This is a genomic window from Halomonas profundus (genome assembly GCF_020865425.1).
Lineage (GTDB): Bacteria > Pseudomonadota > Gammaproteobacteria > Pseudomonadales > Halomonadaceae > Vreelandella > Vreelandella titanicae.
The window spans coordinates 2042126-2054084 of sequence record NZ_CP086344.1; the positions used below are offsets into that span (position 1 = coordinate 2042126).

11 protein-coding genes are annotated in these 11959 nt (G+C 55.7%); 8 read left to right on the forward strand and 3 right to left on the reverse strand.

Annotated elements, in window-relative coordinates; all coding sequences use genetic code 11:
- Positions 1-3 precede the first annotated feature (3 nt).
- Positions 4-1068, forward strand: a complete 1065-nt coding sequence (locus LMS44_RS09110; RefSeq protein ID WP_159176662.1) for a tetratricopeptide repeat protein — start codon at positions 4-6, stop codon at positions 1066-1068.
- A gap of 18 nt (positions 1069-1086) precedes the next feature.
- Here the strand turns inward: LMS44_RS09110 and xthA are convergent, their stop codons facing one another.
- Positions 1087-1914, reverse strand: coding sequence for an exodeoxyribonuclease III (gene xthA, locus LMS44_RS09115; protein WP_159176663.1), 828 nt, complete (start codon positions 1912-1914; stop codon positions 1087-1089).
- The gene (locus LMS44_RS09120) at positions 1914-2171 is read right to left on the reverse strand and encodes a hypothetical protein (RefSeq protein WP_022523848.1); all 258 of its coding nucleotides are present in this window, start codon (positions 2169-2171) and stop codon (positions 1914-1916) included. Before LMS44_RS09120 ends, xthA begins: the two co-directional genes overlap by 1 nt.
- A gap of 144 nt (positions 2172-2315) precedes the next feature.
- On the opposite strand from LMS44_RS09120, the gene rhlB reads away from it, so the two are divergent.
- Both rhlB and dinG read left to right on the forward strand, forming a co-directional pair.
- Positions 2316-3590, forward strand: a complete 1275-nt coding sequence (rhlB, locus tag LMS44_RS09125; RefSeq protein WP_236561334.1) for an ATP-dependent RNA helicase RhlB — start codon at positions 2316-2318, stop codon at positions 3588-3590.
- A gap of 5 nt (positions 3591-3595) precedes the next feature.
- Positions 3596-5725 (forward strand): ATP-dependent DNA helicase DinG, encoded by a 2130-nt coding sequence (dinG, locus tag LMS44_RS09130; protein WP_022523846.1) that lies wholly within the window; start codon positions 3596-3598, stop codon positions 5723-5725.
- 38 nt (positions 5726-5763) lie between these two features.
- Here the strand turns inward: dinG and LMS44_RS09135 are convergent, their stop codons facing one another.
- Positions 5764-6840 (reverse strand): 3-deoxy-7-phosphoheptulonate synthase, encoded by a 1077-nt coding sequence (locus LMS44_RS09135; protein ID WP_022523845.1) that lies wholly within the window; start codon positions 6838-6840, stop codon positions 5764-5766.
- 379 nt (positions 6841-7219) lie between these two features.
- Here LMS44_RS09135 and rpoE point away from each other — a divergent pair, with 379 nt between their 5' ends.
- From rpoE to LMS44_RS09160, 5 genes are all read left to right on the forward strand, one after another.
- Positions 7220-7819 (forward strand): RNA polymerase sigma factor RpoE, encoded by a 600-nt coding sequence (gene rpoE, locus LMS44_RS09140; protein ID WP_009286436.1) that lies wholly within the window; start codon positions 7220-7222, stop codon positions 7817-7819.
- A gap of 308 nt (positions 7820-8127) precedes the next feature.
- Positions 8128-8847, forward strand: a complete 720-nt coding sequence (locus LMS44_RS09145) for a sigma-E factor negative regulatory protein (protein ID WP_022523844.1) — start codon at positions 8128-8130, stop codon at positions 8845-8847.
- 54 nt (positions 8848-8901) lie between these two features.
- Positions 8902-9945: a MucB/RseB C-terminal domain-containing protein gene (locus LMS44_RS09150; protein WP_159176665.1), complete on the forward strand. Its 1044-nt coding sequence runs from the start codon at positions 8902-8904 to the stop codon at positions 9943-9945.
- 1 nt (position 9946) lies between these two features.
- On the forward strand, positions 9947-10414 hold the full coding sequence (locus tag LMS44_RS09155) for a SoxR reducing system RseC family protein (RefSeq protein ID WP_022523842.1): 468 nt from the start codon (positions 9947-9949) through the stop codon (positions 10412-10414).
- Positions 10415-10495: 81 nt separating this feature from the next.
- Positions 10496-11908 carry a DegQ family serine endoprotease gene (locus LMS44_RS09160; protein WP_022523841.1) on the forward strand — a complete coding sequence of 471 codons (1413 nt, stop codon included), beginning with the start codon at positions 10496-10498 and terminating at the stop codon, positions 11906-11908.
- Positions 11909-11959 lie beyond the last annotated feature (51 nt).

Sequence of the window (11959 nt, forward strand, 5' to 3'; positions counted from 1 at the left end):
CGTATGAAGCGTCTTTTATGCATTCTATTACTCAGCGTTTGGCCTCTTTCGTCACAGGCCAGCCCTGCGCTACAAGGTGATGTGATTGCTGACCTCAATGCGCTGCAAAGCCAGTTAAAAGAGGGCGCGTTGCCTCAGGTCGTTGAGCGGGCAACGGCCCAGGCTGAGCGGTTGGCATCCGGCAACCAATCGGATCAGTGGGCCAGTGCGCTCTATCAACAGTTAGCGGCAGGTGCCTTGGCGCGTCAGGATCAGCACGCTGCGGCAGCGGATCGGCTGGCGATTGCCCGTGGCTTAAACGGTGTGGATAGTGTCCAAGCAGCCCGTTGGCTACGTGAGGAGGCCTCACTGCGCCGTGCTGCTGGCCAGCGTGATCAGGCCATTGAGCTACTCAGTGAGTGGTTAGCCAATCAGCAAGATAGTGATACTACCTGGCAGCTAACCCGCCTGCTGGCGCAACAGGAGCGTTGGGAAGAAGCCGCTGGCTGGCTTGAGCAAGCACTTAATGAGACGCCAGAGCCCAACGAAGTACAGCAGGCTCTGGCGCTTGCTGTGTATCGCAATGCCGGGCAAGGCGATCAGGCATTGGGCTGGCTGCTAGATGACTTGAATGCGCAAAGCGACCCCGCAGATTGGCGCCAAGCCGCCGGGCTTGCCCAGCAGGCTGGGCAGTCAGGGGTTGCCGCTGGTTTGTGGGAGGCCGGGTGGCAATTAGGTAAGTTGACCGAGCAGGAAGATTTCTGGCTGTTGATTCAACTCCATCTCGCCGGCGGAACCCCCGCTAGAGCGGCAGAACACCTAGAGCGGGCGCTGAATGAGGGCGATATCGTTCGCGATGAGTCCCATCTGCGTTTGCTTGCCAACGCTTGGCGGCAGGCTAAAGACGTTGAGAAGGCCCTGAATGCCTGGCACGCCTTAGCGCTGCATACGCAAGTTGCTGCCGACTGGCGAGCCTATGGTCAACTTGCTTACGCCTGGGGTGAGGATGGGCAAGCGAAACAAGCCTTTGCCCGCGCCTCGTCGCTAGGTGACGAGGAGGCGGAGCAGTGGCTGGCCAGCTTTAACTAGAAAAGACTACGTAGAAAACTACGCCTTAAGCGTGAGAGCGAAGTCGCTCCAGGTAGGCGCGTGATCAGAGGGGCGTTCCATGCCGCGCAGGTCATAGTCGATGCCAGCGGCAGTAACCTGATCGGCTAGCGCCTTGGTGACTAGAATATAGTCGATACGCAGGCCGCGCTTGGGCTCCTGGTTAAACCCTTTTGAGCGGTAGTCGAACCAGCTAAAGCGGTCATCGCTTTGTGGATAGCAGAGGCGATAGCTGTCGGTAAGTCCCCAGGCTTTAATGCCTTCGAGCCATTCGCGCTCAATGGGTTGAAAGCTGGTTTTGCCTTCGCGCAGCCAGCGCTTGCGGTTAGCGTCGCCAATGCCAATGTCCTGATCTTCCGGCGAGATATTAAAGTCGCCCATGATCGCCAGCCGCTCGTCGGGACGGTGCTGTTCGTTGAGCAATCGCGCTAGTTGGCCATAAAAGCGCTCTTTATGGGGGAATTTGGTCGGGTGAGTAACGTTTTCGCCCTGAGGAAAATAGCCGTTCCATACCGTCACGGCTTCTCCGTTCTCTGCGATCAGACGAACGCCGATCATGCGTCGCTGAGCGTCTTCCTCATCATCGGGGAAACCGTAAAAAATCTCTTCGGGCGCCTGACGGCACATTAAAGCGACGCCGTAATGGCCTTTTTGGCCGTGATAAAAAACGTGGTAGCCCATGGCTTCCACGTCGGCAAGCGGGAACTCGCTGTCCTGTACCTTGGTTTCCTGCAGCCCAATTACGTCCGGCTGCTGAGTGTCGATCAACGCCTGTAACTGGTGAAGTCGTGCTCGAATGCCATTAATGTTGAACGAGACCAAGCGCATTACGAGTCGTCCCCCTTAGGTTTGCTAGCGTCGCTGCTCGATTTGTCAGGGTGTATAGCAATATCCTGCCCGCTCTGCTGGCGAGCGAGTTTTCTCACCGCCTGCAGTTTGCGCTGCTGCTGCTTTTTCGCTACAAAACGGCGCGAAGGGGCCACTTGGTCGGGATTGTCGTGGCGCCATTTTTTATAATCTTTCCGCCGGCCGGTACGGATTGTCACCTTATCGGCCAGTGAACGAGTTTTTTTCTTACGCGTCATGTCGCGCTCCTTACGTCGATTTGACGGCTATTCTAACAGGCCTTGGGACTCCTTCGACAGCAGGACGCGCTCTTATCGCCAAGCCCTGGTACAATGCGCACGTCAAGAAGCCAACTTCCACAGCAATGGACAGATAGACAGCCTATGAGCGAGTCGGAACAGACCACAGCCCCGGCCCAGAATCGCAAGCCAAAACGTCGCCGCCGTAAACCGCGTCGTCGCCAGTCGAACTGGGATCTTCGTCAGTTTCAGGTGCCCGCCGTGGCCGGTAAGTGGCGCTTTCATGACTTTGATCTGCCGCTGCCCTTAATGCGCGCTATTCATGCCCAGGGGTTTGAGTACTGCACACCTATTCAAGCGGAGGCCCTGCGCCAGACGCTATTAGGTGGCGACATTGTTGGCAAAGCGCAAACGGGAACCGGTAAAACCGCAGCCTTTTTGATCTCTATGATGGCCTACTTCCTGGAAGAGCCAACACCCAATGGTCAAAAGCCGGGGGCTCCGCGTGCCTTAATTATTGCGCCCACCCGCGAGCTGGCGCTGCAGATCGAAAAAGATGCTAAAGCGTTAGCGCGTTTCACGCAGCTCAATGTGGCGAGTGTGGTCGGCGGTATGGACTACCAAAAACAGCGTGACAGCCTGGGCAGCAAGATCGATATCCTGGTGGCAACACCTGGGCGTCTGTTGGATTTCCATCAGAAGCGCGATATCGACCTCAATGAAGTCGAAGTTTTGGTGTTAGATGAAGCCGACCGCATGTTGTCGATGGGCTTTATCCCCGATGTGAAGCGGATTATTCGCTACACGCCGAAAAAAGAGGAGCGCCAGACCTTCCTCTTCTCGGCCACCTTTACCGACGACATCTTGAATCTCGCCAGTCAATGGACGCTTGATCCTGCCCACGTTGAGATCGAAGTCACCGTTGAGAATCAGGCGGATATAGATCAGCGTGTGTATCTGGTGTCTGATGACGACAAGCAGCGCTTGCTGGTTAATTTGCTTCAGCAAGAGAGCTTTGAGCGTGTGATGGTCTTTGGTAACCGTCGCGATTTAGTTCGCAAGCTTGACGATCTGCTCAAAAAAGCCGGTGTCAGTGCGGCGATGCTGTCGGGCGATGTGCCTCAGAATCAGCGTATTAAAACCCTGGAAAGCTTCCGCGAAGGCGAGATTCAGGTATTGGTCGCCACTGACGTTGCAGGCCGTGGGATCCATATTGAAGACGTTAGTCACGTCATCAACTACACCCTGCCGGAAGATCCGGAAGACTACGTACACCGTATCGGTCGTACTGGTCGAGCTGGCGCTAAGGGTGTGTCGATTAGCTTCGTCGGTGAAGAGGATGCCTTCTCGCTGCCGGAAATCGAACGCTATATCAACGACAAGCTGCCCTGCGTGCATCCGCCGGAAGGTATGCTCTAAGCCGCATGCTCGATACAGCCCTCAAAAGTGAGATTCAAGACGCTTACCGTCGCGTGGTGGACACCCTTGAGCTGACCCCACGCTACGGTCAGCGCATGATGATCGCCGAAATCGCCCGGACGCTGGGTAATATAGAGAGCGACGACGAGGGTAAGCGCACCAGCGATACCCATGTCTGTGTGCTTGAAGCGGGTACTGGTACCGGTAAAACACTGGCCTATCTGATCGCCGCCTTGCCGATCGCGAAAGCGCGGGGCAAGCGGCTGATTATTTCCACGGCCACGGTTGCTCTTCAGGAGCAGGTGCTGAATCAGGATCTACCCTCGCTGGCCAGTCATAGCGGCATTGCGTTTCGCTACGCATTAGCCAAAGGGCGTGGCCGCTATGTGTGCGTGGCACGTCTGGATCAGGCGCTCGAAGGTACTGAACCCAACCCGACGCTATCGCTGTTTGAGCAGTCGCTGCAAACACAAAGTAGCGACTTCACCGTGATTGCCAGCGATATGGCGCAAGCTTACGGTCAGGGTGAATGGGAAGGGGATCGTGATAATTGGCCTGAGGCGATTGAGGATGCCCACTGGCGGCGGCTGACGGTTGACCATCGCCAGTGCACGGGTAGGCGCTGTGGGCACTTCGGTGCCTGCGCGTTTTTCCGTTCCCGCCGAGAGCTTGAGAATGCTGACGTTATCGTCGCCAACCACGACCTTGTGCTGGCTGACTTGGCCTTGGGCGGCGGCGCTATTCTGCCCGACCCAGCGGACTGCATCTTTGTCTTCGACGAAGGCCACCACCTGCCCGAGAAGGCGCTTTCCCACTTTGCCCACCGCTTTGCGGTACACGGCTGCTTGCGTTGGCTGAAAACGCTGAGAAGCAGTTTGACCGACCTTCACCAGGCGTTGGCTATTCAGCCAACGGTGTCGCGGCTTTTGGTTAGCTTGCCAGAGCTGATTCATAACCTGGAGCCCGCACTGGGCGACGTGTTTAGTATGGGGCATCAGTTGGCGGAGCGGCCAAACGGTTTGGCTGACGAAGAGGCCACCCATCAATCGCGTTTTGAGAAGGGCCAAGTGCCCGATGCCCTGCGGGAACAGGCGCAGCAGCTATTGGTGATGTTTGCTTCACTGTCGCGCTGCCTCGAGAGTATCAGCGATATTCTGCGCGAAAGCCTTGATCCCGATAAGCAGACCGGCCTCGATCGTGAGCAGGCAGAAACCTGGCTGCCGCTCGTTGCGTTGCTTCATGGGCGGGCGTTAGAGGCGCATGCCTTGTGGCAGGCATTCAGTGAGCAGGATGTTGCTAATGAGGCGCCCAGCGCTCGCTGGATTACCCTAAGCCGTGTAGCGGGGGAGCCGGAAGTTGAGTTTTCGGCTAGCCCCGTTTCAGCCGCACATACCCTGGCCAAGCATTTATGGGGGCGTTGCCATGGGGCGGTGGTCACCTCGGCAACGTTGACCGCGCTGGGGCGCTTTGAACGCCTGCAAGAGCGTGCAGGCTTGGCGAATCGCTACCGCTATCAGGCGCTGCCGAGCCCCTTTGATTACGCCAATGCCGTGCTGCGAGTGCCTAAAGAGGCCACTGACCCTGGCGACAGGGAGGCCCATGAGCGGGCGATTGTGACTTTTGTCTCGCAGTTGGCCGACCAAGAGGCGGCGCTGGTGCTGTTCTCTTCCCGCGCCCAGCTGCGTGCAGTAGACAAAGCGTTGCCCGCGAGTGTGAAGGAGCGCGTGCTCGCTCAGGATGCATTACCTAAGCGTGAGCTTATCGAGCGCCATCGGGCGGCAGTGGATAGGGGCGAGGGCAGTATTATCTTTGGCTTGGCGAGCTTTGCTGAGGGTATCGATCTTCCCGGCGACTATTTGACGCACGTGGTGATTACGCGGTTACCCTTTGCGGTACCCGACGACCCAGTGGGTGCTACGTTAGCGGAGTGGATAGAAAGCCAGGGCGGTAATGCGTTTATGCGCATTAGCGTGCCCGATGCGTCTATTAAGCTGGTGCAAGCCTGTGGGCGCTTGATTCGCAAAGAGAGCGATCGTGGGACGATCACCTTGCTGGATAAGCGGGTGATTACCCGCCGCTACGGACAAGCACTGCTGGATGCACTGCCGCCATTTCGGCGTGAGATTAGTCGCTAGAACGTCATGAAAAACCCCGCCGTAGCGGGGTTGTTGACTTACTTGACGATGCGCTTGGCCAGTGTGGCGGCAAGTTTATCGTTCATGCGGCTGAAGGTCTCCACCGTGGTATCCCAGTCGATGCAGGCATCGGTAATGGAGACACCATACTGCAGTTGGCTAAGGTCTTGGGTAAGTTTTTGATTACCCCAGCCAATGTTGGATTCAACCATCAGGCCGATAATGGAAGTGTTGCCTTCCAAAATCTGGTTGGTGACGTTTTCCAGCACCAATGGCTGTAGCGCAGCGTCTTTGTTGGAGTTGGCGTGGGAGCAGTCGATCATTATGTTGGGTGAGAGCTTGGCTTTTTCGAGCTCTTTCTCCGCCAGGGCAACGCTTACACTGTCGTAGTTGGGCTTGCCGTTGCCACCGCGTAGAACGACGTGGCCGTAGGCGTTGCCGCGGGTGCGAATAATGGCTACCTGGCCCGCTTGGTTAATGCCCAGGAAATTGTGCGGGCTGGCCACGGACTGAAGCGCGTTAATCGCCACGTCCAGGCTGCCGTCGGTACCGTTTTTAAAGCCGACCGGGCAGGAAAGGCCGGAAGCCATTTCCCGGTGGGTCTGGGACTCGGTGGTACGGGCGCCAATCGCTGACCAGCTGATGCAGTCCTGCAGGTATTGGGGAGAAATGGGATCCAGTGCTTCTGTGGCTAGCGGTAAGCCCATTTCGGCCAGATCGACCAGCAATTTACGGGCGATATGCAGACCCTCATCGATCTCAAAGGAGTCGTTGAGGTGCGGGTCGTTGATCAGGCCTTTCCAGCCGACCGTTGTGCGCGGTTTTTCAAAATAGACACGCATCACGATATACAGGCTATCGCTGACCTGGTCAGCCAGCTCACGAAGGCGGCGGGCATAGTCGAGGGCGGCTTCCACATCGTGGATTGAGCATGGACCGACCACTACCAACAGTCGCGGGTCATTGCCATCCAGGATGTTCTGAATGGTTTGGCGACCTTCGATCACGGTGCGCTCTGCCGCCTCCGTTAACGGCACGGCATTCTTGAGCGCTTCTGGCGTGGTGAGAACGTCTTGAGCGAGGACGTTAAGGTTATTAACCTGCTGTTCTGGCATCTTGCTACCTGTGCTTTGCGTAATGACTGAAAAAGTAAGGGGGCGATAAAAGTGGCACATACTATCGCTCGCCGGGCAGGTAAAAATCAATTGCTGCGGAACTATAGCGGCATTAAAAGTGTCAGCCGCACGGTTTTTGCGAAAGGCGGTAAGCGCTTGATGCGTTGCGCGGAACGCGCAACACTGGGAGCCCTGTCGTTAAAATTTAGTACCGTTATAATAATGCAGCAATTTACTCGGGCGACGTATTCGCTCTTTTATTCACTCTATTATTAATCAATGCCCAAGGGACGCTATGCTGCTTGCTGTGAACGCCCATTTGTCAGGGCTAATAGGAATTGGGCTCGGCGCATGCCGTACGAGCTGGAGGAGCGTGTGAATGGGCACTCGGGAAACAGACCAACAGCTTGTTGAACGTGCCCAAAAAGGTGATACGCGCGCTTTCGATCTGCTGGTGAAGAAGTACCAGCACAAAATTATCGGCCTGATTGGTCGTTATGTTCATGATCACTCTGAAGTTCAGGATGTAGCCCAGGAGGCATTTATTAAGGCGTATCGCGCCTTGGGTAAATTTCGCTCAGAAAGTGCGTTTTACACCTGGATGTATCGCATCGCGATTAACACGGCGAAAAACTATCTGGTCTCGCGGGGAAGGCGCCCGCCGGGAAGTGATATGGATATTGTCGACGCTGAAATCATTGATCAAAGCGGTCGACTGGCAGATTCCGAGTCACCGGAAGCGGCGATTGCCAGAGACCAGCTTGAAGCCGCGGTTTATCAGGCAATCGAAAATTTGCCGGATGATCTGCGCACGGCGATTACCCTGCGTGAACTGGATGGTCTTGCTTATGAAGATATTGCTCAGGTCATGCAGTGCCCTGTGGGAACCGTGCGTTCACGAATTTTCCGCGCCCGCGAGGCGGTTGATGAACATATCCGCCCATTAGTATCGACCGCGCGGAACAGTCGCGAAGGGTAGTGGTCGTAGTGGGGGAGGCGATATGAGCGTTATAGGATGTCAGCCTTAAAAATAAAGGTTTTATTTTTTGTGAACTGTCTGGCATGTAAGGCGTCATAAAGCCTGACTATCTTGATGAGCACGCTGGTGTGTCAATCGCTGATATATCAATGTGCAAAGTGTCATGAGCTTGGCGTCGCAGGCTAATGAGTTTTGCTCATTTAATTAGCCTTAACTGAGTCTTGGCCTTGGAAGTCGTCGGAGTGGTGGTGCGTATAACGCAAGCCATCACCCCAGTACTTCTTTTAAACAGTGTGAGGGTGTGAAGTATGAGTCAAAACACACGGGAATCACTTTCGGTGTTAATGGATGGCGAGAGTGATGAGCTTGAGCTTCGCCGAGTGTTGAAGGCACTGCCTAATGATGACGATGCCGCAGATACATGGCGCCGATATCACCTTGCCCGCAGCATGATGCAGCGGGAGCAGGGCGTTGATGTAAGCGTTGATCTCTCCGCTGGCATTATGGCCAGACTGCGCGAAGAGCCTGCTCCAATGACACAAGGTGCCGAGCCTGTAGCTCACCGTACGGGGGGTATTTCGTTCGCCCGCGGCGCTGGCGTTGCTGCTGCAGTGTCACTGATGGTGATCACCGGCGTTCAGTTCTTTGGCAACGACTCACCCGTTGGCCAGGGCAGTGGTGACATGGCAACGACCGCACCTGGCGCTAATCAGGTACAGCCCGTCAATTTGGCCTCTCAGTCGGCAGTAGCCTCACGTGCTGATATGCCCATGTTTGAGCCTACGCCGTTTCGGCTTAGCGGTCAGTCGGGTCAGGGCGGTCTGATGAATATTAGTGAAACTGGGTTTTCAGCGCAGACGCCTCAGGGAGTGACTGCTTCCCAGGGAACCAATATTGATGTAGATCAGATTGGCTTGCTGCAATCTTATTTAGAGCAGCATACTCAGAGCGCTGCTTACGGCAGTGGTGATAGTTGGATGCCATTAATGCGTTCATCTGCAGTGACTGAACCATTAGGTCAGCGCTAAGCTGAATGACGTTCTTTTTGACGAAGCCTGTTAAGTGAGTAGGGAGTGCGCGGGATGGGAGTGCGCAACATGATCGTGCCCTGGCGATTAAAGCGTGCCTGGGTACTGGCAGCAGTAGTTGGTACGCTCTCTTTTCAAGTGCATGCAGAAAACGCCAATAGCTCGTCCGACGTTAGCCAACCGGTTCGTCATGCTGGCTACGAGTGCGCGGCGGAATCCGAAGAGCAGCCCAGTAATGCCACGCAGTGGCTTGAGCGTGGTTTGTTGGCTAGCCACTGTTATGCCTTCCAAGCCAGGGCGGTGGCGATTGATGCTATTGATGTTCGCACGCTGGCGCTGTCGCATCGCATCCAGAATGGCATTCGGCAGCAGGTGGTTCAGTACCTAGACGGTCCTTCCGTGAGTATTGAGCGGCGCTCGCCGGTGGGTCGACTGGCTTGGACTGAAGAGCATAGTAATGGGGAGATGCCTACTCCTGCAGGGTGGGCGGCTCATCTTGAGAAATATTACGCTATTGAGCTTGAGGATGATGCTCGGGTAGCCGGTCGCGATGCCGTTAAACTTATTTTCGAGCCTCGGGATCAATGGCGTTTTTCCCATCAGTGGTGGTTAGATCGAGATACCGGCCTACTCCTTAAGCATGTACTCAGTGATCAGCAAGGTAGGATCATTGAAACCTTCCAAATTACCCAGCTCCAATCGCCCCAAAAATATACCGGCCGCGTACGAGTGGGCTCGCCCACCGTTATCCTCAACACGCCTTGGCATACCACTTGGTTACCCGACGGCTTTGTTGCGCAACCGGTTACTTTTGCCGGCGACGATGTGCATCAGCGTGTTTACAGTGATGGTTTGGCTACCGTGAGTATCTTTGTAGAGCCTCTTGCATCTGAAGCAACCATTGCCTTGCAGGAAGGTGTGCAGCAGTTGGGTGTCTCGGCCGTCGCCATTGAGCACACCATCACCGCTGAAGGGCGCTGGCAGTTGGTGGCCATTGGTGAGCTGCCCGTAGCAACGCTGCAGCGTATTGTTCGCTCAATCACTTTCGACCTGCTAGAAGACCAATCTCAAGAAAGCGTCGATGAGGTGAGTAGATAAAATGACGACCTCCGCGCCCTGTGGCTCTTTACTTGGCACTTCTCTGCTTCGTACTGGCACGGTTGTCGATTACACCTCCCAGGGAGTAATCGTTGAAATTGCCGCCCAGCAGAACTGCGAGCAGTGTGCTCAAGGGAGAGGGTGCGGGGTCGGATTGCTGGCGCGCCAGCGCAGCCAACGCATTGCCGTAGCGGTTCCCTCCAAAACAGATAACGCCGAGCGCAACTATCCGTTAGGAAGCCAAGTCATTATCAGCCTGCCGCGTGCCTCTGTCACGTTGCTGGCTTTTTGTGTTTATGGGCTGCCGCTACTGCTTGCGCTGTTGCTATCCGGGCTGGTCGCGCTCGTTAGTACTACGATTTGGCTGGCGCCCCTGGGCTTTTTTATTGCTTTGATGGCCGGTGCGCTAAGTATTAAATGTCTAATGCGCGGGCGTGGGGAACGCTTTCGCCCACGCTTGGTCAATTAGTTTGTTAATGAGTTCTCCGGTATCTCGCCGTGAGTTGTTGATATACCTTCGCTTACTATCACATTAAGTAGGAGCTCTTGCATGAAGCGCTTGATTCTCCCTTCCACGCTTTGGGTTTGTGTGGTGGCATTGCTGACGTTTGGCCAAGCCGCCAGCGCTCAGAATTTGCCTGATTTCACCGCATTAGTTGAAGACGCTGCCCCTGGGGTGGTGAACATCTCAACCAGTCGAACGGTTCAGCGCAGCAGCGCGCCCGGTTTTGGCGGGTTCGGTGGTCAGGAAATCCCCGAGATTTTCCGCCATTTCTTTGGGGATAGCTTTCCAGCGCCCCCCAGTAATGGTCAGGGACGCACAGAAGAGCGACAGTCTCTAGGCTCGGGGTTCGTCATCAGTGAAGATGGTTATGTAATGACCAACGCGCACGTGGTGCAAGATGCCGATGAGATCCTTGTGCGGCTCAATGATCGCCGCGAATTGAGAGCAGAAGTGGTTGGTAGCGACCCACAAACCGACGTGGCAGTACTCAAAATTGATGCCAATGATCTGCCTACGCTCAATCTAGGTGACTCTGACGAGCTAAAAGTAGGTGAGTGGGTTGCCGCGATTGGCTCTCCTTTCGGTTTCGACCACTCGGTCACTGCGGGTATCGTCAGTGCGATTAATCGCACCTTGCCGCGGGATGCATATGTGCCCTTTATTCAAACCGATGTGGCAATCAATCCCGGCAACTCCGGTGGCCCGCTGTTCAACTTAGACGGCGAAGTTGTGGGAATCAACTCGCAAATATTTACCCGTAGCGGCGGCTTTATGGGCGTCTCGTTTGCCATTCCCATTAACGTTGCCATGGATGTGGCCGAGCAACTGCGTGAAGGCGGTCGGGTAGACCGTGGTTGGTTGGGCGTCATGATTCAGCCTGTGTCTGATGATCTGGCCGAGTCGTTCGGTATGGAGAATGCGATTGGCGCCTTGATTGCCGATCTTGATCCAGAAGGCCCAGCGGCCCAGGGTGGACTCCAGGCGGGCGATGTCATTCTTGAGGTCAATGGTGAAGAGGTTGAGCGCTCAAGCTCGCTGCCGCGACTGATCGGTAAAGGCGCGCCAGGCACCGAGGTGGAGCTCACCTTGATGCGTGACGGTGAAGAACTGACCGAGTCTGTCGAGTTAGGTAGTTGGCCAGACACTGAGCAGCAGTCGGCACAGGCAGGCAGCAATAACCAAGCGCGTCTTGGCGTAATGGTCGCTGAAATTGATGACACCATGCGCGAGCAACTGAATGTTCCCGGCGGTGTGATCGTTCGTCAGGTTGAGTCTGGCAGCGTGGCTGCTGAGGCCGGCATTCGCCCAGGCGATGTGTTAGTGAGTATTGATCACCGCAGCGTTTCCTCCTCAGCTGAGCTGGTAGAGATTGTCGAGGCGTTGCCGACTGATCGCGCTATTCCAGTTCGTCTGTTCCGCGACGGACGTTCCCTGTTTGTAGCGCTGCGTCTGGAATAACCCGCCTATTTTCACTCCTGGTCCGGCGGTTCTCGCCGGACCGCTGTTCCT